The 23,090-nt window shown below is 52.0% G+C and carries 22 protein-coding genes and 1 riboswitch; of the genes, 8 read left to right on the forward strand and 14 right to left on the reverse strand.

Going from position 1 to position 23,090, the window contains the following annotated elements:
- The first annotated feature begins 87 nt into the window (after positions 1–87).
- The gene (locus tag ACJHX3_RS20845) at positions 88–1,719 is read left to right on the forward strand and encodes a Na/Pi cotransporter family protein (protein WP_000956830.1); all 1,632 of its coding nucleotides are present in this window, start codon (positions 88–90) and stop codon (positions 1,717–1,719) included.
- Positions 1,720–1,808: 89 nt separating this feature from the next.
- Here ACJHX3_RS20845 and pepE read toward each other — a convergent pair whose 3' ends face one another.
- From pepE to ACJHX3_RS20885, 8 genes are all read right to left on the reverse strand, one after another.
- Positions 1,809–2,498: a dipeptidase PepE gene (gene pepE, locus ACJHX3_RS20850; protein ID WP_000421763.1), complete on the reverse strand. Its 690-nt coding sequence runs from the start codon at positions 2,496–2,498 to the stop codon at positions 1,809–1,811.
- A 381-nt stretch (positions 2,499–2,879) separates the two neighbouring features.
- Entirely contained in the window at positions 2,880–4,109 is a 1,230-nt protein-coding gene (gene sorE / locus ACJHX3_RS20855) for an L-sorbose 1-phosphate reductase (protein ID WP_000858557.1), read from the reverse strand.
- A 51-nt stretch (positions 4,110–4,160) separates the two neighbouring features.
- Positions 4,161–4,985 carry a PTS system mannose/fructose/sorbose family transporter subunit IID gene (locus ACJHX3_RS20860; RefSeq protein WP_000437902.1) on the reverse strand — a complete coding sequence of 275 codons (825 nt, stop codon included), beginning with the start codon at positions 4,983–4,985 and terminating at the stop codon, positions 4,161–4,163.
- A 10-nt stretch (positions 4,986–4,995) separates the two neighbouring features.
- Entirely contained in the window at positions 4,996–5,793 is a 798-nt protein-coding gene (locus ACJHX3_RS20865) for a PTS mannose/fructose/sorbose transporter subunit IIC (RefSeq protein ID WP_094322032.1), read from the reverse strand.
- 65 nt (positions 5,794–5,858) lie between these two features.
- On the reverse strand, positions 5,859–6,353 hold the full coding sequence (locus tag ACJHX3_RS20870; RefSeq protein WP_001027849.1) for a PTS system mannose/fructose/N-acetylgalactosamine-transporter subunit IIB: 495 nt from the start codon (positions 6,351–6,353) through the stop codon (positions 5,859–5,861).
- The gene (locus tag ACJHX3_RS20875; protein WP_000245625.1) at positions 6,353–6,760 is read right to left on the reverse strand and encodes a mannose/fructose/sorbose PTS transporter subunit IIA; all 408 of its coding nucleotides are present in this window, start codon (positions 6,758–6,760) and stop codon (positions 6,353–6,355) included. The genes ACJHX3_RS20870 and ACJHX3_RS20875 overlap by 1 nt, the downstream gene beginning before the upstream one ends.
- Before the next feature lie 9 nt (positions 6,761–6,769).
- Positions 6,770–7,576, reverse strand: a complete 807-nt coding sequence (locus ACJHX3_RS20880) for an SDR family oxidoreductase (RefSeq protein WP_001195425.1) — start codon at positions 7,574–7,576, stop codon at positions 6,770–6,772.
- A gap of 69 nt (positions 7,577–7,645) precedes the next feature.
- Positions 7,646–8,593 carry a sugar-binding transcriptional regulator gene (locus ACJHX3_RS20885; RefSeq protein WP_000431660.1) on the reverse strand — a complete coding sequence of 316 codons (948 nt, stop codon included), beginning with the start codon at positions 8,591–8,593 and terminating at the stop codon, positions 7,646–7,648.
- Between the two features lie 347 nt (positions 8,594–8,940).
- Here ACJHX3_RS20885 and rluF point away from each other — a divergent pair, with 347 nt between their 5' ends.
- On the forward strand, positions 8,941–9,813 hold the full coding sequence (gene rluF / locus ACJHX3_RS20890) for a 23S rRNA pseudouridine(2604) synthase RluF (RefSeq protein ID WP_000936367.1): 873 nt from the start codon (positions 8,941–8,943) through the stop codon (positions 9,811–9,813).
- On the opposite strand, the gene ACJHX3_RS20895 is transcribed toward rluF, so the two are convergent.
- Together ACJHX3_RS20895 and lysC are read right to left on the reverse strand one after the other, a co-directional pair.
- Entirely contained in the window at positions 9,814–10,086 is a 273-nt protein-coding gene (locus ACJHX3_RS20895) for a DUF3811 domain-containing protein (protein ID WP_001207638.1), read from the reverse strand.
- A gap of 252 nt (positions 10,087–10,338) precedes the next feature.
- Entirely contained in the window at positions 10,339–11,688 is a 1,350-nt protein-coding gene (lysC, locus tag ACJHX3_RS20900) for a lysine-sensitive aspartokinase 3 (protein WP_001290322.1), read from the reverse strand.
- Positions 11,689–11,779: 91 nt separating this feature from the next.
- Positions 11,780–11,976, reverse strand: a riboswitch (Lysine riboswitch).
- 236 nt (positions 11,977–12,212) lie between these two features.
- On the opposite strand from lysC, the gene pgi reads away from it, so the two are divergent.
- From pgi to ACJHX3_RS20925, 5 genes are all read left to right on the forward strand, one after another.
- Complete coding sequence (gene pgi / locus ACJHX3_RS20905; protein WP_000789986.1) at positions 12,213–13,862, forward strand: glucose-6-phosphate isomerase; 1,650 nt, start codon at positions 12,213–12,215, stop codon at positions 13,860–13,862.
- Positions 13,863–14,216: 354 nt separating this feature from the next.
- On the forward strand, positions 14,217–14,459 hold the full coding sequence (gene yjbE, locus ACJHX3_RS20910) for an exopolysaccharide production protein YjbE (RefSeq protein WP_000757333.1): 243 nt from the start codon (positions 14,217–14,219) through the stop codon (positions 14,457–14,459).
- Between the two features lie 112 nt (positions 14,460–14,571).
- Entirely contained in the window at positions 14,572–15,210 is a 639-nt protein-coding gene (locus ACJHX3_RS20915) for a YjbF family lipoprotein (protein ID WP_001296632.1), read from the forward strand.
- Positions 15,207–15,944, forward strand: coding sequence for a capsule biosynthesis GfcC family protein (locus tag ACJHX3_RS20920; protein ID WP_024216243.1), 738 nt, complete (start codon positions 15,207–15,209; stop codon positions 15,942–15,944). Before ACJHX3_RS20915 ends, ACJHX3_RS20920 begins: the two co-directional genes overlap by 4 nt.
- Positions 15,944–18,040 (forward strand): YjbH domain-containing protein, encoded by a 2,097-nt coding sequence (locus ACJHX3_RS20925; RefSeq protein ID WP_094308023.1) that lies wholly within the window; start codon positions 15,944–15,946, stop codon positions 18,038–18,040. Before ACJHX3_RS20920 ends, ACJHX3_RS20925 begins: the two co-directional genes overlap by 1 nt.
- 46 nt (positions 18,041–18,086) lie before the next feature.
- Here ACJHX3_RS20925 and ACJHX3_RS20930 read toward each other — a convergent pair whose 3' ends face one another.
- Entirely contained in the window at positions 18,087–18,365 is a 279-nt protein-coding gene (locus ACJHX3_RS20930; RefSeq protein ID WP_024216242.1) for a hypothetical protein, read from the reverse strand.
- Between the two features lie 213 nt (positions 18,366–18,578).
- Here ACJHX3_RS20930 and psiE point away from each other — a divergent pair, with 213 nt between their 5' ends.
- Complete coding sequence (gene psiE, locus ACJHX3_RS20935) at positions 18,579–18,989, forward strand: phosphate-starvation-inducible protein PsiE (RefSeq protein ID WP_000202902.1); 411 nt, start codon at positions 18,579–18,581, stop codon at positions 18,987–18,989.
- Between the two features lie 93 nt (positions 18,990–19,082).
- Here psiE and malG read toward each other — a convergent pair whose 3' ends face one another.
- The 3 genes from malG to malE form a co-directional block, all read right to left on the reverse strand.
- Entirely contained in the window at positions 19,083–19,973 is an 891-nt protein-coding gene (gene malG / locus ACJHX3_RS20940; RefSeq protein ID WP_001252058.1) for a maltose ABC transporter permease MalG, read from the reverse strand.
- 14 nt (positions 19,974–19,987) lie between these two features.
- A complete protein-coding gene (gene malF / locus ACJHX3_RS20945; RefSeq protein WP_024046228.1) occupies positions 19,988–21,532 on the reverse strand; it encodes a maltose ABC transporter permease MalF in 1,545 nt (514 codons plus the stop codon).
- Between the two features lie 153 nt (positions 21,533–21,685).
- Complete coding sequence (malE, locus tag ACJHX3_RS20950) at positions 21,686–22,876, reverse strand: maltose/maltodextrin ABC transporter substrate-binding protein MalE (RefSeq protein ID WP_000695381.1); 1,191 nt, start codon at positions 22,874–22,876, stop codon at positions 21,686–21,688.
- Between the last annotated feature and the right edge of the window lie 214 nt (positions 22,877–23,090).

Below are 23,090 nucleotides of genomic sequence, written 5' to 3' on the forward strand. Positions count from 1 at the left end.
ACAGTAAAGATGCCAGTCAGCGTGTTTCCGGTCCTTTGGTCATTCAATTGCTTCAGGAACATATAACGATAAGGAGAACCTGAACTCGTGTTAACGCTGCTTCACCTGCTTTCTGCCGTCGCCCTGCTGGTCTGGGGGACTCATATTGTTCGAACCGGCGTAATGCGCGTCTTCGGCGCGCGTTTGCGTACTGTCCTTAGCCGGAGCGTCGAAAAAAAGCCGCTCGCCTTTTGCGCGGGGATCGGCGTTACCGCACTGGTACAGAGCAGTAATGCCACCACCATGCTGGTGACCTCGTTCGTCGCTCAGGATCTGGTAGCCCTCGCACCGGCTCTGGTGATTGTGCTGGGTGCAGATGTCGGGACGGCGCTAATGGCGCGTATTCTCACCTTCGATTTATCCTGGCTGTCACCATTACTTATTTTTATCGGCGTGATTTTTTTCCTCGGACGCAAACAGTCACGCGCCGGGCAACTGGGCCGCGTCGGTATTGGTCTTGGGTTGATTTTGCTGGCGTTGGAGTTGATTGTGCAGGCCGTAACGCCGATCACCCAGGCAAACGGCGTTCAGGTGATCTTTGCCTCGCTGACCGGCGATATTCTGCTGGATGCGCTGATTGGCGCGATGTTCGCCATTATCAGCTACTCCAGCCTTGCTGCTGTACTGCTGACCGCGACTCTGACCGCTGCAGGCATTATCTCCTTCCCCGTGGCGCTCTGTCTGGTGATTGGTGCTAACCTCGGTTCCGGCCTGCTGGCGATGCTCAACAACAGTGCCGCCAATGCCGCAGCCCGCCGTGTCGCGCTGGGTAGTCTGCTGTTTAAGCTGGTGGGTAGCCTGATTATCCTGCCGTTTGTTCATTTGCTGGCAGAGACAATGGGGAAGTTGTCATTGCCAAAAGCGGAACTGGTGATCTATTTCCACGTCTTCTACAACCTTGTACGCTGCCTGGTCATGCTGCCATTTGTTGACCCGATGGCACGGTTTTGCAAAACGATTATTCGCGATGAACCGGAACTGGATACCCAGCTACGGCCCAAACATCTGGATGTCAGCGCGCTGGATACGCCCACGCTTGCTCTGGCGAACGCCGCGCGCGAAACCCTGCGCATTGGCGACGCCATGGAACAGATGATGGAAGGGTTGAATAAAGTGATGCACGGCGAGCCACGGCAGGAGAAAGAGCTGCGTAAGCTGGCAGATGATATCAACGTTCTCTATACCGCCATTAAGCTGTATCTGGCGCGGATGCCAAAAGAAGAGCTGGCGGAGGAAGAGTCGCGCCGCTGGGCGGAGATCATCGAAATGTCGCTCAACCTTGAACAGGCCTCCGATATCGTCGAGCGCATGGGGAGTGAAATTGCCGACAAATCACTGGCAGCACGGCGGGCATTTTCGCTTGATGGGTTGAAGGAACTGGATGCACTCTATGAGCAATTGCTCAGTAATTTAAAGCTGGCAATGTCGGTGTTCTTCTCTGGCGATGTCACCAGCGCTCGTCGTTTGCGCCGCAGCAAACATCGTTTTCGCATTCTTAATCGCCGCTATTCCCATGCCCACGTCGATCGCCTGCATCAGCAAAACGTGCAAAGCATTGAAACCAGTTCGCTACATTTAGGCTTACTGGGAGATATGCAGCGTCTGAACTCGCTGTTTTGTTCGGTGGCTTACAGTGTGCTGGAACAGCCGGATGAAGATGAAGGACGGGACGAGTATTAATACCGTGACCCTGAAGGCCTGATAAGACATGTAAAGCGTCGCATCAGGCACTATGTACAAGATGCCGGATCATGCATCCGGCAATTCACTTAAAAACGGTGACCCGCTTCCAGCGGAACCGCTTCTTCACCAGCCTTAAACACATAAGTGGTGTTCGGGCCACCCAGCGTAGCGTGACCTTTACTCACTGTGATCCAGTTACCTTCCGGCAGACCAATAATTGTGAGTTCTGGCGCGACGACCAGCAGTTCGCGAATACGCTGTTCACGGGTTTCACCTTTATGACCTTCCGGCAGCGCGTTGGTGAAGTGCGGGTTGATTTGCAGCGGGAACAGATTTAGCGCATCGAAACCTTGCGGATCGACAATCGGCATATCGTTGGTGGTACGAATGGTTGGGCAAGCAAGGTTAGCGCCTGCGCTCCAGCCAATATACAGCGCGCCACGTTTCACCACGTCAGTAATTGGTGCCAGCAGCCCGCGCTCGCGGCACTGTTTCAGCAACTGGAAAGTATTACCGCCGCCGACAATCACGATCTCAGCATTTTCAATCGCGGCAACGGGATCGACAACGCTATGAATACCGGTGACAGAAACACCCAGCGGAGCGAGAACCGCAGCCGTTTTCGCTGTGTAATCATCCCAGGTCTGCGTTACGCCAGCGAAAGGGATAAACACCGCTGAGCGGCGACCCTGCAACTGTTCAGCAATTAGCGGCAGCGCATGTTCCAGCCAGGCTTTACCCGGCAGCGTCGAGTTACTCAATAAAAGCAGTTCCATTACTTCTCCGGTTAGTAAGAAATCACGGAAGGCATGCTACCACTGCGAATTTAACCACTTACTGACATGGCTCACGATGTCACGTATTGCACCGGGCGCTGAGACTGATGACAAACACAGCATTGCCTGATGCGCTACGCTTACCAGTCCTACCAGATAACTGCAATATATTGAATTTTCGAGATTATGTAGGCCGAATAAGGCTTCATTCCGCATCCGGCATAAACAATGTGTACTTTGCCACCAATTTGAGCGCCCCTTAAGGCGCTGATATTTTTTATCCTTCTCATGCAAATTGTGCTGCTTCAGCAATCAGCCGCACATCCGGTCGCGAAGTTGCCGCGGCGACCAGCCAGCGACATGCAGAGTTAAGTAGCGCGATTAATCATGGGAAATTGCCTCTGCATGAGTGAGCAGATATTGCTCCGCCTCACCGGACCAGATCCCCTGATGACGCGCCAGAATTGCCGCCAGTGCTTGATCCTGAATCTGCGTGAGTGACATAAGCGGCAGGTATTTCCCGGTATACACCAGCTTTTTGCCGCCGCCGACGGCAGGCAATTCAAGCGTGGTTTCGCCCGCGGCATTCAGCCCAAGAATATGTGTTACCACTTTTGCGGCCTGCACTTTTTTCTCTTCAATCAATTTGACTGCTGCGCGCATGTCATCGGTATTGCCGCCTGACGTGCCCACGTAGTGGGTAAATGCATAATGCACATCGTAGAAATTAATTGGCGCGCTGAAATGTTTATCCTGCGGTCCGGCGAAGAAATTCAGGCAACCATCTGTCGCCAGCAAGGAAGAGGCGAGAGTCACCAGTCCTTCATTAGGCACAAAGACGAAAATATCATCGAAGCCGTGACCGCCACTCAGTGCCATTAACGTATCAAATGCTGCATCGGCGGCATTGAGATAATGAATCAGTGTTTGCGGTTCTGATGGATAGTGCTTGCGCGCATAACTCAATTTGTCGTTGTCGGTATCGGTAATGACGAGCAGCGACGGGTTAACGGGTCCATGTAGCGCATAATCAATCGCCAACAGTCCCATTGGTCCGGTGCCGCCGAGGATCAGCGTGCGCCCTTGCGGGCGAATCCCCATCGTGTGGTTATAACTACCTTCCTGAAGATGATAGTTGGCGTTGAACGCGCCAATCACGCAGGAAAGCGGTTCAACCAGCGAGCCTTCAAAATAGGTTTCGCCGTCGTATGCCAGCAGGCAATCTTGTTCCATGACCTCGTTGGGAATAACCACATGCGTGGCTTCGCCGCCTACCCACGGGAAGGAGTAGCCGGGGCAGTCCGGGCGGTCGGGGAGTTGCAGGTTGGCCTGAATCACATAACGCTGACCCGGCTGGAATTTGTGCTGCCACTTTTTACCCACGGCCAGAATATCGCCGCAAAACTCGTGGCCGATGATGATGGGGTTGGTCGCCACATCGTCGGGTACTTTTTTATGGTTTTCACCCAGATTGGCCTCTTTCCAGGAAGAGAGGCACAGGCTGTCGGTGACCACCGTCGCGAGGATTTCATCCTCCTGCATTTCAGGAAGATCAAAGGTTTCCAGGCGTAAATCACGTTTACCATAAAGACGCAGAGCTGTTGTTTTCATAAACCACCTCATGTTGAGCGATGGCCCCGGCAGTCGTGCCGGGGCGAAGAATCAGGACAGGAAGCCCAGCGCATTGCCGATAATCCCTAAGCCAAACAGGGCGAAAATCAGCCATACCGGGTTAATTTTTTTGTTGAGCAGACGAACCATCAGTAGCGTCAGACCGAGCGCCAGCAAACCAGGGCAAAGTTGGTCGAGAATGTTCTGCACGGTCATGGTGACGGTGGAGCCATCGGCGGCATGCGTTTGTGAAACCACCAACGGTACGTTGATTGACGTCCATTTGGTCACCAGCACGCCCATCACAAACAGTCCGAGAATCGACGCGCCTTCGGTGAGTTTTTGCAGCACATTCCCGCCCATATCGCTGACGATATTCACCCCTTTGCGAAAGCCGAGCTGTAGGCCATACCACTTCATCGCCAGACGCACCGCATTGAAAATAAAGAAAAACAGCAGCGGGCCGAGAATGTTGCCCGAAAGTGCCAGAGATGCGCCGAGCGCGGCGGTAATCGGGCGCAGCGTTCCCCAGACCAGTGGATCGCCAACTCCTGCCAATGGTCCCATCAGACCGACTTTGATGCCGTTAATGGTACCGTCATCAATTTCCGCGCCGTTGGCCCGCGCCTCTTCCATGGCGGCAGTGACGCCGATGACCGGGCCACATACGGCTGGCGTGGTATTGAAGAACACCAGGTGTCGCCTGAGCGCCGCAACCTGATCCTCTTTTAATGGGTAAAGTCGCTTGATGGCGGGGATCATGTCGTAGCAAAAACCCAGCCCGTGAATACGTTCAAAGTTAAAGGACGCCTGTTGCAGGTTGGAGCGCAGAAACATGCTCACCAGATCGCTGCGTGTAATTTTTCTCTGTTCCATGATGGCTCCGTTAATCGTCAAGTTGGTCAAGGGCGGTGGAGGCGGTGGCCTGGAGTTGAGGTTCAGCTTTACGCCACTGTGGATTTAGCTGGATGTAGAGCAGGGCCATGATCACGCCGACGCCACCGAACGCCAGCAGACTGAGATCGAGGTAGCCACCTGCGAGGAAACCGAGGAAAAAGAAAGGCATCAAATATTTCACGCCCATCATACGTAGCACCATGGCGTAACCGACCACCACGATAAAACCGCCAGCAATCTGTAGTCCTCGGGTCACAAATTCGGGAATGGCGTTTAACATATTGCTGACCATATCGGCGCTGACGAACAGCGAGACAATCAGTGCCGGAATAGCAACGCGCAGCGCCTGCACGCCAAGCGCGGAGACATGCAGAATATCGAGAGTGCGAAACCGTGCTTCTTCCGCTGCTTTATCCGCCGCGTGCTGGAACACTACGGTGATGGTGCGGGCAAACACCGTCAGTACCTGGCCTGCAGCAGCCACAGGCAACGCGATGGCGATACCGGTGGCGATGCTTTGCTGACCAACGATAACCAGAATGGCGGAGATAATGCTGGCGAGCGCGGAATCCGGAGATTGCACCGCGCCGACGTTCATCCAGCCGAGAGCTATCAATTCCAGCGTACCACCGAGTATTATTCCGGTTTTTAAATCACCGAGAATTAAACCAATCACCGTACAGGCAATTAACGGGCGATGAGTCTGAAATTCATCCAGCACGCTGCCCATTCCGGCAATACAGGAAAAAAGAAATATAGCAATGATTTGTAGGGTACTTATTTCCATGATTTGTCACCTTTTAAGTGTCGTCATCCCTGCCTGTTAAAGCATATGTACACAGGCGCTATTATTTAATTTGCGATTAACTGTTCGTTTATTTTGTCGATAATATTGATTGAGGGATCTGACGCTACGACGCGTAAATCCAGTATGACGCCAAGATTATTTAACTCATGAAATGCGTTAATATCATCATCATCTAATGAAACCGCTTTGGTTAACTGTTTTTTACCGGGCCGCCAGGCCATGCCGCCAATATTCAGGGTGTCTATTTTTACCCCCTGGCGAACCATCGCTAAGGCATCCTGTGGGCGAGTGAAAAGATAAAAAACGGTTTCGTCCTGATATTGCGGGTTGTGATAAACCGCGACGGCTTTTTCAATATTGACCACGTTAACCTTCATTCCCGGCGGGGCGGCCTGACGCAATAATGTCCGGCGAACTTCATCGTTATACACCTCGTCATTGCAGATAATAATGCGCTGGGCGTTAGCCACTTTCGACCAGACGGTTGTGACCTGGCCGTGGATCAGGCGGTCATCAATGCGGGCGAGCGTAATGTTCATCAGAAATCCTCCTCTGCCGTTGCCAGTTGTTTCCAGACAACGCAGGTTTGCTTTGCGATTTGCGTCAGGTGTTCACACAGTTCATCAACATTCATGCTGTCCTGGTTATCAACCAGTTCGAGCGCCAGTGGCAGGGAAAGGCCGCTGATCACCCGCAGGTGCGGATTGCGCATCGCAAGCGTCGCTGCTGCATTCCACGGGCTACCGCACTGTAAATCCACGGCGATTAGCCACTCGTCATGATTGTGAATGCTCACTAACTTCTCCAGCTTTGCCACAATGTCTCCGGCGTTCTCGCCGGGCACAAATTCAACTGCCTCGACCCTGGCATCGCCGTACACCATCTGAACCGATTCCAGCATGGCGCAGGCTAATTTGCCGTGGGCGCAAAAAATGGCATTGACCATAAAGCCTCCTTAGCCGCGCGTTTTGCCGCCTGCAATGTTAGTGGTTACTCCGGTGATATAGCTGGCGCGTTCAGACAGCAGATAACAAACAAAATCAGCCACTTCTGCTAATCTTCCGGCGCGCCCAATAGGAATGGAATTTTTGGTATAGCCTTCACGCAGCTGCTCGACGGTGATATTGCGCGTCCACGCCAGCGCTTCTTCATATTCCGGCGTGCGCAGTCCTGTTTTTTCCAGAATCCCTGGCGCGATACCGACCACACGGATACCGTGCTTACCCAGCTCTTTCGACCAGGAGCGCGTGAAGCTATTGAGCGCGGCTTTGGTCGCGGCGTAACAGCTTTGGCCTTCTGAGCCTTCCAGCCCACTTTCTGAGGAAACATTCACAATCACGCCATCATGTTGTTTGACCATCTGTCGCGCCACCGCCTGCGACATCAGAAAAACGCCTTTCTGGTTGATATTGACCATTTTTTCGAATGCAGCTTCGTTGAGTTCATACTGCCCGGCAGGCGCTTTCTCATCGACCAGCAGACGCGGGAAATTGACCCCGGCGTTATTGACCAGACCGTCGATGCGACCAAAACGCTGGATAATTTCCGCTACCGTATGATTTACCTCTTTGGCGCTGGAAATATCGGTCGGCCAAAACTGATAGCCTTTATGACCTTCATATTGACCATCGCCACCGTGAATATCGACCATCTGTACGTTTGCGCCTTGTGCTAATAATTCCTCTACAATCGCCAGACCAATACCGGATGCGCCGCCGGTGACGATAATGATTTTATCCTGCAAATTTAACCACGTTTGCATAACAGACTCCTGTTTTTAGATAATAGGGACCCGCCGTAATTTTTATTACGGTAAACATCGGGAAGATTTTTATTTCAGTAATAGTTCAGCTGTGCTGCTATTCGTTACCAGACAATTAATATATTTTCCACGCAGTGCACCAACAATTCCGCTGTATTTTTCTTCACTCATGGCAATGCCAATGGAATACCGCGCCTGCTTTAATTTATTCATTTCGATAGAGAGTGTTTTTTCGCTCATATTCGTTTCAACCATTGCGCCGTGAATATCAAAAAAGCGCGAGCAAATATCGCCAGCAACCTGGCGGGCATTCAGGTCGTCACTCTCTTCACCACCATAAAACGCATGCCAGTTAGCGCCGTCACGAATGGCCGGTGAGCCAATTCCCACCAGGGCGACATCCAGATTATCCCAGTAGGCAGAGATGGTTTTAAAGTGCTGAGACTGCATGATCCCATTACGAATTAAGGGGTTATCCAGTAGAGCCGGAAAATCCGCGAGATGCGATTCTCCTTTCAACTTCGCTGCCGCGCTGTAGGTTAATGTGTTTACATGATAGCGGCTTTCGAGTTTACCGGACGGTCCGCCAATAATTGGTACGCAGATTAACTGCCGCGATTGCCCCGCCTGCGGCAAGTTTTCAACCAGTGCGCTCACCGCGCGACCCCAGGAAAAACCGACAATATCGCCAGGCTCCAGCAAGCGATCCAGCAGTTGCGCGCCGTGTAACCCCATCATCGCCAGTTGAGTCTCTTCATCCTCATCATTTCCCGACACCACCACAACGTCTTTCAGGCCAAACTTTTGCTTCAGTTGCTGCTCCAGCCAGAGATTTTCGTTGTAGTCATAGTTGATGGCGATGGTGACAATTCCCTGATCGCGGCCTCGTTTAAGCAAGCGGCTGATGGTGGTGCGGTAAATACCCAGTTCGCGCGCGATTTGCGCCTGCGTCATATCCTGTTCGTAATAGAGTTGGGCAATCTTCACAATCAAACGGATATCGTCACTGTTTTCCATTGCCGCCTCCTGGTTCTGCACATTTGTGCAAATACGCTTTCTCACCGCTTGATCTGATATAACCCCATCATGATGGCCTTTCAAAGCGATTTTTCACTCTTTGCATGGGGAGAAATAGCGCTTTCTCTTGCACATTTGTTTCTCTGCCTAGTAGTCATCAGCACAGGTGTGCAGCGATTCGTAATATGTTGATTATCCTTATTTTGCCAGGCAAATTTGCATCGTACTTCCGGAGACACTTTTGTGATAAAAGGCGTGGCAGATCACATTTAATTTCGACGTTGCCGCATAACCCTGTTTTTCCCCGCTAAGAGGTACGGTATATTCCGCGTTTTACAGGAGAATTTATGCTGCCCGACTCATCAGTCCGTTTAAATAAATACATCAGCGAAAGCGGAATTTGCTCACGCCGCGAAGCGGATCGCTATATCGAGCAAGGCAATGTGTTCCTTAATGGCAAGCGAGCCACCATTGGCGATCAGGTGAAACCCGGCGACGTTGTGAAAGTAAACGGTCAGTTGATTGAGCCTCGGGAAGCCGAAGATTTGGTACTTATCGCCCTGAACAAGCCCGTCGGTATTGTCAGCACCACCGAAGATGGCGAGCGCGATAACATTGTCGATTTCGTTAACCACAGCAAACGCGTGTTCCCGATTGGCCGCCTGGATAAAGACTCCCAGGGGCTGATTTTCCTCACCAATCACGGCGATCTGGTGAATAAGATCCTCCGTGCGGGTAACGATCATGAGAAAGAGTATCTGGTGACGGTCGATAAACCGATTACCGATGAATTTATTCGTGGTATGGGGGCGGGAGTGCCGATCCTCGGGACGGTGACTAAAAAGTGTAAAGTCAAAAAAGAAGCGCCGTTTGTCTTCCGCATTACCCTGGTGCAGGGGCTGAACCGTCAGATCCGTCGCATGTGCGAGCACTTTGGTTACGAAGTGAAAAAGCTGGAACGTACGCGCATCATGAACGTTAGTTTAAGCGGCATTCCGCTGGGGGAATGGCGTGATTTAACTGACGATGAGTTAATCGACCTCTTTAAACTCATCGAAAATTCCTCTTCCGAGGCAAAACCTAAAACGAAGGCCAAACCGAAAACGGCGGGCATCAAACGTCCAGTCGTTAAGATGGAAAAAACGGCGGAAAAAGGCGGTCGCCCGGCGTCCAACGGTAAGCGTTTTACCTCGCCGGGGCGTAAAAAGAAGGGGCGTTAATCAGCGCCTGCCGCGCGTCGACGTATTTGCTGACCAGCTAAATGACGCCTCAGGATCCGGTTTATAAGCCTGCTTTTTCTTTAACTGGCGGGCTTTTTTCGCTTCAGCCTCACGCTCGACCATTAATTTATCGATGTACTCTTTCTTAATGCTGTTGGTTTCGGAGTTGGTCAGTACGCGACCATGCGCAATCCGCGCCCGATCCAGCAGTGTTTTAAGTTCACGCTGCTCGCGTTCAGTCATCTCTTTTTGGGTAATACGGGGGAGTGCCATGCTGGTGCCCTCAGTGAGCCAGAGAGTTCAGTGTACGGGAATTCGTTTGCGAGCAGAACTGATAATATTCATTTTGCCTTCTCTTAACTATTTATCTCTTTCGATAATTAATTAGAGATGCAGATAAAAAAATTAAAGGCAATTATTCTCCGATAAAGACGTTGGTTAACAGAGTACAGGCTCGTTTATTGATGAGCATAGTGACAAGAAAATCAATACGGCCCGAAATATAGCTTCCAGGCCATACAGTATTTACTCAAACAAATTACTATGCAGTTTTTGCACCACCTGCTCGGCATCTTCGCCGGGCACCAGGAAGCACAGGTTATGGCTGGATGCGCCGTAACAAATCATGCGAATGTTGAACGGTTCCAGTACGCCGAATACCTCTTTGCCAACGCCGCAGGCTTTTGACAGGTCATTGCCAATCAACGCGACCAGCGCCAGACCTTCCTCCACTTCTACCCGGCATAGTGCAGACAGCTCCATCAGCAGAGATTGCGTCAGCAAGGTATCGCCAGTGGAGGTTGAACCGGTGGTATCAAGGGTTAATGCCACGCTCACTTCTGACGTGGTGATTAAGTCTACCGAAATATTATGCCGCGCGAGGATGCCGAAAACTTCCGCGAGGAAACCGCGAGAATGCAGCATATTCAGGCTGTGCAAAGTGAGCAGAGTCTGATTGCGACGAAGCGCCAGCGCGCGGAATAGCGGCGGATTTTCAGTTTTATTGCACACCAGCGTACCACCTGCGCGTGGGTCTTTGCTGGAGCCAACAAAGACCGGGATATCGCTACGTACTGCGGGTAGCAACGTTGCCGGATGCAGTACTTTTGCACCAAAAGTTGCCATCTCTGCCGCTTCGGCAAACGCGATTTCATCAATGCGTTTTGCTGCGGAAACCACGCGTGGATCGGTGGTGTAGATGCCCGGGACGTCGGTCCAGATATCAACACGAGATGCGTGTAAAGCCTCCGCCAGCAAGGCTGCCGTATAATCGCTGCCTCCACGGCCAAGCGTCGTTGTCCGACCTTTATTTTCGCTACCGATAAATCCCTGGGTGATCACTAAGCCTTCATTGAGGCGTGGGAGCAGCTGCAGCGCGGCCAGTTCCGCCAGCGCGGCTACATCTGGCTCTGCACGACCAAATCGGTCGTTGGTACGCATCACTTTACGTACATCAAACCACTGTGCCTGAACATCGCGTTCGCGCAGGATTTCAACAAACAGCAGGGTCGACATCAGCTCGCCGTGGCTGACCAGTTCATCTGTCAGCGCCGGAGACGTTGCCAGCGCCGCCGCTTCTGCCAGAACAGTAATGTTCTCCAGCAGACGTTCAATCTCTTCACGGATAACGTTCGGGTAACGCAGACGTTCCAGAATGGCAAACTGGATATTGCGGATTGCGTCGAGTTTTTCGAATCGCTCGCCAGGTTCCAGTCCTTCAGCTAAAGCGACCAGCAGATTAGTGATACCAGCAGAAGCCGAGAGGACAACTAAACGTACGTTGGCATCAGAAAGCACAATATCAGCGCTGCGGTTCATGGCGTCAAAATCAGCTACGCTGGTACCGCCAAATTTGGAGACAACAATTTCAGACATAACTACCTCGTGTCAGGGGATCCATTTTCAGCCTTGGCACAAGGGAAGAGCGGAAGACGGGTGGGCGCAGAGCGATACTTCGCTACTATTTTCACCCAGAAGTGCTCCACCACTTGCGAAACGCCCGACTGCGAACGCTTCTGGTGACAACCCAGGGGATTCAGCCCCTGTAGCCGATGATGAACGTGGCCAGCCGTTCAATCACCTCGGCGATGCACCCCCTCAGGTGTTATCACAGGACTGGCTCCTCCAACACCGTTACTTGGGCAACGCGCCTCTTCTGGCCTGCGCTAGCGCAGGTAGTACATTTATAAATAAAGGGTGAGCGGGGCGGTTGTCAACGATGGGGTCATGCGGATTTTTCATCCACTCCTGGCGGTCAGTAGTTCAGCTAATAAATGCTTCACTGCGCTAAGGGTTTACACTCAACATTACGCTAACGGCACTAAAACCATCACATTTTTCTGTGACTGGCGCTACAATCTTCCAAAGTCACAATTCTCAAAATCAGAAGAGTATTGCTAATGAAAAACATCAATCCAACGCAGACCGCTGCCTGGCAGGCACTACAGAAACACTTCGATGAAATGAAAGACGTTACGATCGCCGATCTTTTTGCTAAAGATGGCGATCGTTTTTCTAAGTTCTCCGCAACCTTCGACGATCAGATGCTGGTGGATTACTCCAAAAACCGCATCACTGAAGAGACGCTGGCGAAATTACAAGATCTGGCGAAAGAGTGCGATCTGGCGGGCGCGATTAAGTCGATGTTCTCTGGTGAGAAGATCAACCGCACCGAAAACCGCGCCGTGCTGCACGTAGCGCTGCGTAACCGTAGCAATACCCCGATTCTGGTTGATGGCAAAGATGTTATGCCAGAAGTCAACGCGGTGCTGGAGAAGATGAAAACCTTCTCGGAAGCGATTATTTCCGGTGAGTGGAAGGGCTATACCGGCAAAGCAATCACTGACGTAGTGAACATCGGGATCGGCGGTTCTGATCTCGGCCCGTACATGGTGACCGAAGCACTGCGTCCGTACAAAAATCACCTGAACATGCACTTTGTTTCTAACGTCGATGGGACTCACATCGCGGAAGTGCTGAAAAAAGTAAACCCGGAAACCACGTTGTTCCTGGTCGCCTCTAAAACCTTCACCACTCAGGAAACTATGACCAACGCCCATAGCGCGCGTGACTGGTTCCTGAAAGCGGCAGGTGATGAAAAACACGTTGCGAAACACTTTGCGGCGCTCTCCACCAATGCCAAAGCCGTTGGTGAGTTTGGTATTGATACCGCCAACATGTTCGAGTTCTGGGACTGGGTCGGCGGTCGTTACTCTTTGTGGTCAGCGATTGGCCTGTCGATTGTTCTCTCCATCGGCTTTGATAACTTCGTTGAACTGCTTTCTGGCGCACACGCGATGGACAAGCATTTCTCCACCACGCCTGCCGAGAAAAACCTGCCTGTACTGCTGGCGCTGATTGGCATCTGGTACAACAATTTCTTTGGTGCGGAAACTGAAGCGATTCTGCCGTATGACCAGTATATGCACCGTTTCGCGGCGTACTTCCAGCAGGGCAATATGGAGTCCAACGGTAAGTATGTTGACCGTAACGGTAACGTTGTGGATTACCAGACTGGCCCGATTATCTGGGGTGAACCAGGCACTAACGGTCAGCACGCGTTCTACCAGCTGATCCACCAGGGAACCAAAATGGTACCGTGCGATTTCATCGCCCCGGCTATCACCCATAACCCGCTCTCTGATCATCACCAGAAACTGCTGTCTAACTTCTTTGCTCAGACCGAAGCGCTGGCGTTTGGTAAATCCCGCGAAGTGGTTGAGCAGGAATATCGTGATCAGGGTAAAGATCCGGCAACGCTTGACTACGTGGTGCCGTTCAAAGTGTTCGAAGGTAACCGCCCGACCAACTCTATCCTGCTGCGCGAAATCACTCCGTTCAGCCTGGGTGCGTTGATTGCGCTGTATGAGCACAAAATCTTTACTCAGGGCGTGATCCTGAACATCTTCACCTTCGACCAGTGGGGCGTTGAGCTGGGTAAACAGCTGGCGAACCGTATTCTGCCAGAGCTGAAAGATGACAAAGAAATCAGCAGCCACGATAGCTCGACCAATGGTCTGATTAACCGCTATAAAGCGTGGCGCGGTTAATTTAAAAACCTTAATAACAATGCCGACGTTATGTCGGCATTTTTTTATCAGATAAATCCCCTTGTCTGTGATTTAACGGAAATCATGCTGTGAGGTTAATCCTAAAATAAATTTTTAATCGTGATTGATTTCGGAAAATACGTAGGTTGATTATTTTTGATTCTATTTTAACTTTTTGATTTTTAATCTTATTTATATATAAGTTGAAACTTATATTTGATATTCATTCCAATTATCCTAAAAGCCCATCGCTAATTCCCTGCGCCGTAATTCGCATGCTTTAGTTGTGTATACTCGATCCCGCCCGAAATGTTTTTGGGTAAATCTCCATTCATTCAATGAAGGGAAATTGTTATGAAAAAAGTTCTGTATGGCATTTTTGCCATATCTGCGCTTGCGGCGACTTCTGCGTGGGCTGCACCTGTACAGGTGGGCGAAGCAGCAGGGTCGGCAGCAACGTCGGTTTCGGCGGGGAGTTCCTCCGCGACCAGCGTCAGCACCGTAAGCTCGGCGGTGGGTGTCGCGCTCGCGGCAACCGGTGGCGGTGATGGTTCTAATACCGGGACCACAACAACCACGACCACCAGTACCCAGTAATAAAGTATGTATCCCAAAATAATTCGGGTCATTGCATCTGTGGCTTGAAATATGAAGGGATTAACCATAACCACACTCCGGTGTGGTTATTCTGCCCCTCTGGAGAAGAGTCGTGAAGCGACCTGCACTCATTCTTATCTGCCTGCTATTACAGGCCTGTTCAGCCACGACTAAAGAGCTGGGCAATTCACTGTGGGACAGTCTGTTCGGCACGCCAGGCGTACAGCTGACGGACGATGATATTCAAAATATGCCCTACGCCAGCCAGTACATGCAGCTTAATGGCGGACCGCAGTTATTTGTGGTGCTGGCCTTCGCTGAAGACGGACAACAAAAATGGGTCACTCAGGATCAGGCCACTCTCGTCACACAACATGGTCGTCTGGTGAAGACTTTGCTTGGCGGCGACAACCTGATTGAAGTGAATAACCTTGCCGCCGACCCGCTGATTAAACCCGCACAAATTGTTGATGGTGCAACCTGGACGCGCACGATGGGCTGGACCGAGTACCAGCAGGTACGCTACGCCACCGCACGCTCAGTCTTCAAATGGGATGGCACCGATACCGTCAAAGTCGGCAGCGATGAAACCCCGGTTCGCGTGCTGGACGAAGAAGTCTCCACCGACCAGGCGCGCTGGCATAACCGCTATTGGATAGACAGCGAAGGGCAAATTCGCCAGTCGGAACAGTATCTCGGCGCGGATTATTTCCCGGTGAAAACCACTCTCATCAAGGCGGCAAAACAATGATTAAACAAACTATTGTCGCGTTGCTTTTGAGTGTGGGAGCGTCATCGGTCTTCGCGGCAGGAACCGTCAAGGTGTTCAGCAATGGCAGCAGTGAGGCCAAAACGCTAACGGGCGCAGAGCATTTAATCGATCTGGTAGGCCAACCGCGGCTGGCAAACAGCTGGTGGCCTGGTGCGGTGATTAGCGAAGAGCTGGCAACGGCGGCAGCATTGCGTCAGCAGCAGGCGTTGCTGACACGGCTGGCTGAACAGGCCGCAGACTCCAGCGCCGACGATGCCGCCGCCATTAACGCCTTACGCCAGCAAATTCAGGCGTTGAAAGTGACGGGCAGGCAAAAAATCAATCTTGATCCCGATATCGTCCGCGTTGCCGAACGCGGTAACCCGCCGTTGCAGGGCAACTACACGCTGTGGGTCGGACCACCGCCGTCCACGGTCACGTTGTTCGGGCTTATCAGCCGTCCTGGCAAGCAGCCATTCACTCCAGGTCGCGACGTGGCGAGCTATCTCTCTGACCAGAGCCTGCTCAGCGGTGCGGATCGCAGCTACGCGTGGGTGGTTTACCCGGACGGACGCACGCAAAAAGCGCCGGTGGCTTACTGGAACAAGCGTCACGTAGAGCCGATGCCCGGCAGCATTATTTATGTTGGCCTCGCGGACTCCGTCTGGAGTGAGACGCCTGATGCCCTTAACGCCGACATTCTTCAGACTCTGACGCAGCGGATACCTCAATAATGAAAAAAAGACATCTGCTTAGCTTACTGGCGCTGGGCATTAGCACAGCTTGCTACGGCGAAACATATCCTGCGCCCATTGGTCCGTCGCAGTCGGATTTCGGTGGCGTAGGATTATTACAAACGCCCACCGCGCGCATGGCGCGGGAAGGGGAGTTGAGCCTGAACTATCGAGATAACGATCAGTACCGTTATTACTCAGCTTCAGTGCAACTCTTCCCGTGGCTGGAAACAACGCTGCGTTACACCGACGTGCGCACCCGGCAGTACAGCAGCGTCGAAGCGTTCTCTGGCGATCAAACGTATAAAGATAAAGCCTTCGATCTCAAACTGCGTTTGTGGGAAGAGAGTTACTGGCTGCCGCAAGTGGCGGTTGGTGCGAGGGATATCGGCGGTACGGGGCTGTTTGATGCGGAATATCTTGTTGCCAGCAAAGCCTGGGGGCCGTTCGATTTCACGCTCGGCCTGGGATGGGGATATCTGGGCACCAGCGGTAACGTGAAAAATCCGCTCTGTTCAGCCAGTGATAAATATTGCTATCGCGATAACAGCTATAAACAGGCGGGATCTATCGACGGTAGCCAGATGTTCCACGGTCCTGCCTCACTGTCTGGCGGCGTAGAATACCAGACGCCCTGGCAACCGCTGCGCCTGAAACTGGAGTATGAAGGCAATAATTATCAGCAGGATTTTGCCGGGAAGCTGGAGCAAAAAAGTAAGTTTAACGTCGGTGCGATTTATCGCGTTACCGATTGGGCCGACGTTAACCTTAGCTATGAACGTGGCAACACCTTTATGTTTGGCGTCACGCTGCGCACCAACTTTAACGATCTGCGCCCGTCCTACAACGATAACGCCCGCCCGCAATATCAACCGCAGCCACAGGATGCCATTTTGCAGCACTCGGTGGTGGCGAATCAGTTAACGTTGCTGAAATACAACGCCGGACTTGCCGATCCGCAGATCCAGGCGAAAGGCGATACGCTGTATGTCACCGGCGAGCAGGTGAAATATCGTGATTCGCGTGAAGGGATCATCCGTGCTAATCGGATCGTGATGAACGATCTGCTGGATGGGATCAAAACGATCCGCATTACGGAAAATCGCCTTAACATGCCGCAGGTGACGACGGAAACCGATGTCGCCAGCCTGAAAAATCATCTCGCCGGAGAGCCGTTGGGCCACGAAACGACGCTGGCGCAAAAACGCGTCGAGCCAGTGGTTCCGCAGTCCACCGAGCAGGGCTGGTATATCGACAAATCACGCTTTGATTTCCATATCGATCCGGTGCTGAACCAGTCGGTCGGTGGCCCGGAAAACTTTTACATGTATCAGCTGGGCGTGATGGGAACGGCAGATTTGTGGCTGACGGACCATCTGCTGACCACCGGCAGCCTGTTTGCAAATCTTGCCAACAACTACGACAAGTTTAACTACACCAATCCACCGCAGGACTCGCACTTACCGCGCGTTCGTACCCATGTGCGCGAGTATGTGCAGAATGATGTCTATGTGAATAACCTGCAAGCCAACTACTTCCAGCATCTGGGCAACGGCTTCTACGGTCAGGTCTACGGTGGTTATCTCGAAACCATGTTTGGCGGTGCGGGGGCAGAAGTGTTGTATCGCCCGCTGGACAGCAACTGGGCGTTTGGTCTGGATGCCAACTACGTTAAACAGCGCGACTGGCGTAGTGCAAAAGATATGATGAAATTCACCGACTACAGCGTGAAAACCGGACATCTGACCGCATACTGGACGCCATCTTTTGCTCAGGATGTGTTAGTGAAAGCGAGCGTCGGGCAGTATCTGGCAGGGGATAAAGGCGGCACGCTGGAAATAGCCAAACGCTTTGACAGCGGCGTGGTGGTTGGCGGCTATGCCACGATCACCAACGTTTCGAAAGAGGAGTACGGCGAAGGGGACTTCACCAAAGGCGTGTATGTCTCTGTACCGTTGGATCTCTTCTCGTCTGGCCCGACACGCAGCCGTGCGGCGATTGGCTGGACGCCGCTGACGCGTGACGGTGGTCAGCAACTTGGGCGTAAGTTCCAGTTGTATGACATGACCAGCGACCGTAGCGTCAATTTCCGCTAAGTCATGGGAAAGGTGCCAGTTTTCGCACTCACTGGCACCTTCATTCTTAATGGCCTGTCGAGCCATCAGGAACGCAGTTCACCCCCGGTTTGCGATCTGGTGCGTAAAGGCGAAAACATTCTGTCTTCCTGTCCGTCGATATCGGTTGCAGGTCTGGTTGCCTGAGCGACTGGGCCATCATTGGGCTGGAGACATTGCTTTGCGGTAGGTCGGCTTTATCAGCAGTACCGAGCGGACCAGCATAAGCAGGAAGAACAGAGACTGATAACATCAAAGCAGCAAAATAAGGCTTCATTTTTACCACCTTTATCAGGTTACGTTTCATTTGTTCCAGAGGAACATTGTCGATTTTTCGCGCATTGCTGGTGGCTGGGAATCACCTGAATGGGTGATTTTTTGGACAGTGTGTTTTGCCAGATACGATGTTGATGGGAGATGCCCACTTAATCGAGCTGAACAAAACATACACAAAAAATATAGATCTCCGTCACATTTTTGCGTTATACAGGAAGCTCGCCATTGTGAAGGAGGTACTGCTATGACGTCACTCTCTCGTCCGCGCGTGGAGTTTATCTCCACCATTTTGCAGACCGTACTCAATCTTGGCCTGCTGTGCCTCGGCCTGATTTTGGTTGTCTTCCTCGGCAAAGAAACGGTGCATCTGGCTGATGTGCTGTTCGCGCCAGAACAAACCAGCAAATATGAGCTGGTAGAAGGGCTGGTGGTTTACTTTCTCTATTTCGAATTTATCGCGCTGATTGTGAAATACTTTCAGTCCGGTTTTCACTTCCCGCTACGTTACTTTGTCTATATTGGGATCACCGCCATTGTGCGCTTGATCATCGTCGATCATAAATCGCCACTGGATGTGTTGATCTACTCGGCAGCGATCCTGTTGCTGGTGATCACCCTGTGGTTATGTAATTCGAAACGGTTGAAGCGGGAGTAAAAAAAGGCGCTCCGTGGAGCGCCGAATAACAGTCACAAGTTGGGATAACGTAAGTTGAGGGTGCAGCGGCATAACATTGGCAGAACAACATCTTTAACCTTTCACACCACCTGCCGTCAGGCCGTTGACCAGCCAGCGTTGAGCCAGCAAGAAGACGATGGTGATCGGTAATGCAGACATCACGGCAGCGGCGGCAAAGTCACCCCACAGGTAGTTTTGCGGGTTGAGGTATTGCTGCATCCCCACGGCCAGGGTGTAGCTGTTTACGTCACGCAGTAACAGCGACGCGACCGGAACTTCAGTAATGGCAGCGATAAACGACAGGATGAATACCACCGCCAGAATCGGTACTGACAGCGGCAACAGGACAAGGCGGAAGGCCTGCCACGGTGTCGCACCATCCAGCGCCGCCGCTTCTTCCAGCGAACTATCGATGGTTTCGAAATAGCCTTTGATGGTCCAGACATGCAGCGCAATCCCACCCAGATACGCGAAAATTACGCCGCCGTGAGTATTCAGGCCAATGAATGGAATGTACTCACCCAGACGATCAAACAACGCATACAACGCGACCAGTGAAAGTACTGCCGGGAACATCTGGAAAATCAGCATTCCTTTCAGCAGCGTCGCTTTGCCTGGAAAGCGCATACGGGCGAAAGCGTAGGCGCAGGTGGTGGAGAGCGCCACAATGCCAATCGCGGAAATCCCGGCGACCTTTACCGAGTTCCACAGCCACAGCAGTACTGGGAATGGCGGTGGCGTAATGCGACCATCAGCCTGTTCCACGCTAAAACCTAACGCCAGTTTCCAGTGATCCCAGGAGATTTGCTCCGGGATCAGGCTGCCAGTCGCGAAGTTTCCCTGACGCAGCGAGATAGCGACGACCATCAGCAGCGGGAACATAATCGCCGCGATAAAAAGTAGCAGTAGCAGGTGAGTAATAAACAAACGTGCTTTTTGCGATTTCGGTTGGACCATTGCCATTTTTGTTATCTCCCTTAATCAAACTTCATTCGCGTGGCTTTCAGGTTCACTATCGCCAGCGCACCCACCAGCAGGAAGATCAGCGTGGCAATTGCTGCTGCCAAACCGAAGTCCTGACCCCCGCCGCCTTCAAAAGCGATGCGGTAGGTGTAGTTAACAAGCAGGTCGGTATAACCGGCTGGCGTGGTCGTGCCAAGACGATCCGGGCCGCCGTTGGTTAACAGTTGAATCAGCACGAAGTTGTTAAAGTTAAAGGCGAAGCTGGCGATCATCAGCGGCGTCAGCGGTTTAATCAGCAGCGGCAGCGTAATCTTAAAGAAGTTCTGGAACGGACCTGCGCCATCCATTGCTGAGGCTTCATACAAATCGTCCGGAATCGCTTTCAGCAAGCCCATGCAGAGGATCATCATGTACGGATAACCCAGCCAGGTATTGACGATAATCAGCATCGTTCGGGCGGTGATCGGATCGCTGAACCAGGCGGGCTTCACGCCAAACAGCGCGCTCAACATCATGTTGATTTCACCGAAGCTCTGGTTAAACAACCCTTTGAAAATCAAGATTGAAATGAATGATGGCACCGCGTAGGGCAGAATCAGCAGGACGCGATAGACCGCTTTGCCGCGCAACGCTTCCCACTGCACCAGACACGCCAGAACCATGCCGACCGCCACCGTTAAAAAGACGGTGATCAGCGAGAACACCACGGTCCAAACGAAAATGGCGAGGAACGGTTTCTGAATGCCTTCGTCGGTGAAGACACGGGTAAAGTTTTTCCAGCCGGTGGTCACGGTGTAACCGGGGCTTAGCTTTTCATCGCCCCAGTTGCCGTCGGCGGTAATGGACTGGTAAAAGCCAATTTGGTTATTCGGACGATATTTCACGCCGCTCTGATTATTCGTCAACGTACCGTCACCGTCGAGTGTGTAGAGCGGCTGCGTGCCAGAAAACTGGCGTAGGGAGCTCATCATCACTTTGTTGCCATCCGGCAGAATGGCGGTAATGTCACTCAGCGCCTGACGATTCTGGGTAATCACGCGCAGATTCGCGCGTTCGCCTTCAGGCTGGGCGGCCGTTTCTTTCAGTTGCAGTTTTTGCTCGCCGCCAAATTTAAACGCGTCGGAGAGGTAATTTTTGCCGGTTTCGCCGTCGCTGAGCGCCAGTTGCCACTCATCGCCCGCCGGGTAAAGACCAAAATTATAGGTTTTGCCTGCTTGCCAGGAGCGATCTAACAACACTTCCTGCGCACGTTCAAAAGTCAGCTGGTTAGTGCTGCTGTAGTTGGTGAAGGCAATGGCGATGGTGCAGACCAAAGGGAAGAGGACGAATAATCCCATTCCAGCCATTCCCGGGTAAACATAGCGCCAGGCGTAGGCTTTACGATTGGCGAAAATATACAGCCCCGCTGAACTCAATATCAGCGTGGTAATGGCGAACAGGTATTCCCCTTGTGCGTACATTAAAACAACAAGGTAACCCACCAGCAGGCCGAGCAGACCTAACACTGACCATTTCAGCGCGTCGCTTTGCCACCAATGTTTCTTTTTAATGACATCCATGGGGTTCTTCCTCATTCCAGGACGGATAAGGCTTTCACGCCTTATCCGACAACAACTGCCTGATGCGACGCTGACGCGCCTTACCAGGCCTACATACGTTTCGGTTTTGTAGGCCGGACAAGGCGTTCACGCCGCATCCGGCATTTCACAGCATTACTTGGTGATACGAGTCTGCGCGTCTTTCAGGGCTTCATCGACAGTCTGACGACCGCTGGCGGCGTTGATCACCGCAGTACGCACGGCATACCAGAAAGCGGACATCTGCGGGATGTTCGGCATGATTTCACCTTTCTGGGCGTTTTCCATGGTGGCAGCAATGCGTGGATCTTTCGCCAACTCTTCCTCGTAAGACTTCAGCGCCACTGCACCCAGCGGTTTATCTTTATTAACCGCTTCCAGACCTTCGTCAGTCAGCAGATAGTTTTCGAGGAACTCTTTCGCCAGCTCTTTGTTCGGACTGGCGGCGTTAATACCTGCGCTCAGCACGCCAACGAACGGTTTGGATGGATGACCCTTGAAGGTCGGCAGTACCGTTACACCATAATTCACTTTGCTGGTGTCGATGTTGGACCATGCCCACGGGCCGTTGATGGTCATCGCTGTTTCGCCTTTATTAAAGGCAGCTTCTGCGATGGAGTAATCGGTGTCTGCATTCATGTGTTTGTTTTTAATCAGGTCAACCAGGAAGGTCAGACCCGCTTTCGCGCCAGCGTTATCCACGCCCACGTCTTTAATGTCGTACTTGCCGTTTTCATACTTGAACGCATAACCCCCGTCAGCAGCAATCAGCGGCCAGGTGAAGTACGGTTCTTGCAGGTTGAACATCAGCGCGCTCTTACCTTTCGCTTTCAGTTCTTTATCCAGCGCCGGGATCTCTTCCCAGGTTTTTGGCGGGTTCGGCAGCAGATCTTTGTTATAAATCAGCGATAACGCTTCAACAGCGATCGGGTAAGCAATCAGCTTGCCGTTGTAACGTACGGCATCCCAGGTAAACGGATACAGCTTGTCCTGGAACGCTTTGTCTGGGGTGATTTCAGCCAACAGGCCAGATTGAGCGTAGCCACCAAAGCGGTCGTGCGCCCAGAAGATAATGTCAGGGCCATCGCCAGTTGCCGCAACCTGAGGGAATTTCTCTTCCAGTTTATCCGGATGCTCAACGGTGACTTTAATTCCGGTATCTTTCTCGAATTTCTTACCGACTTCAGCGAGACCGTTATAGCCTTTATCGCCGTTAATCCAGATTACCAGTTTACCTTCTTCGATTTTGGCGAGAGCCGAGGCGGAAAACATCATCGTCGTTAATGCGGATAATGCGAGGATGCGTGCACCTGTTTTTATTTTCATAATCTATGGTCCTTGTTGGTGAAGTGCTCGTGAAAACACCTAAACGGACTCTAGTTTCTTTATACGGCAACCTCTTTCCATCCTCCTTGCCCCTACGCCCCACCGTTGCTTTGTGTGATCTCTGTTACAGAATTGGTGGTAATGTGGAGATGCGCACATAAAATCGCCACGATTTTTGCAAGCAACATCACGAAATTCCTTACATGACCTCGGT

Origin of the sequence: Escherichia sp. WS1265 (assembly GCF_046487585.1) — a bacterium.
Classification (GTDB): Bacteria; Pseudomonadota; Gammaproteobacteria; order Enterobacterales; family Enterobacteriaceae; genus Escherichia; species Escherichia coli.

Coding starts and splice junctions, on each gene's coding strand:
- pepE (WP_000421763.1), bottom strand. CDS start 2,498: ATGGAACTGCTTTTATTGAGTAACTCGACGCTGCCGGGTAAAGCCTGG.
- sorE (WP_000858557.1), bottom strand. CDS start 4,109: ATGAAAACAACAGCTCTGCGTCTTTATGGTAAACGTGATTTACGCCTG.
- ACJHX3_RS20860 (WP_000437902.1), bottom strand. CDS start 4,985: ATGGAACAGAGAAAAATTACACGCAGCGATCTGGTGAGCATGTTTCTG.
- ACJHX3_RS20865 (WP_094322032.1), bottom strand. CDS start 5,793: ATGGAAATAAGTACCCTACAAATCATTGCTATATTTCTTTTTTCCTGT.
- ACJHX3_RS20870 (WP_001027849.1), bottom strand. CDS start 6,353: ATGAACATTACGCTCGCCCGCATTGATGACCGCCTGATCCACGGCCAG.
- ACJHX3_RS20875 (WP_000245625.1), bottom strand. CDS start 6,760: ATGGTCAATGCCATTTTTTGCGCCCACGGCAAATTAGCCTGCGCCATG.
- ACJHX3_RS20880 (WP_001195425.1), bottom strand. CDS start 7,576: ATGCAAACGTGGTTAAATTTGCAGGATAAAATCATTATCGTCACCGGC.
- ACJHX3_RS20885 (WP_000431660.1), bottom strand. CDS start 8,593: ATGGAAAACAGTGACGATATCCGTTTGATTGTGAAGATTGCCCAACTC.
- rluF (WP_000936367.1), top strand. CDS start 8,941: ATGCTGCCCGACTCATCAGTCCGTTTAAATAAATACATCAGCGAAAGC.
- ACJHX3_RS20895 (WP_001207638.1), bottom strand. CDS start 10,086: ATGGCACTCCCCCGTATTACCCAAAAAGAGATGACTGAACGCGAGCAG.
- lysC (WP_001290322.1), bottom strand. CDS start 11,688: ATGTCTGAAATTGTTGTCTCCAAATTTGGCGGTACCAGCGTAGCTGAT.
- pgi (WP_000789986.1), top strand. CDS start 12,213: ATGAAAAACATCAATCCAACGCAGACCGCTGCCTGGCAGGCACTACAG.
- yjbE (WP_000757333.1), top strand. CDS start 14,217: ATGAAAAAAGTTCTGTATGGCATTTTTGCCATATCTGCGCTTGCGGCG.
- ACJHX3_RS20920 (WP_024216243.1), top strand. CDS start 15,207: ATGATTAAACAAACTATTGTCGCGTTGCTTTTGAGTGTGGGAGCGTCA.
- ACJHX3_RS20925 (WP_094308023.1), top strand. CDS start 15,944: ATGAAAAAAAGACATCTGCTTAGCTTACTGGCGCTGGGCATTAGCACA.
- ACJHX3_RS20930 (WP_024216242.1), bottom strand. CDS start 18,365: ATGAAACGTAACCTGATAAAGGTGGTAAAAATGAAGCCTTATTTTGCT.
- psiE (WP_000202902.1), top strand. CDS start 18,579: ATGACGTCACTCTCTCGTCCGCGCGTGGAGTTTATCTCCACCATTTTG.
- malG (WP_001252058.1), bottom strand. CDS start 19,973: ATGGCAATGGTCCAACCGAAATCGCAAAAAGCACGTTTGTTTATTACT.
- malF (WP_024046228.1), bottom strand. CDS start 21,532: ATGGATGTCATTAAAAAGAAACATTGGTGGCAAAGCGACGCGCTGAAA.
- malE (WP_000695381.1), bottom strand. CDS start 22,876: ATGAAAATAAAAACAGGTGCACGCATCCTCGCATTATCCGCATTAACG.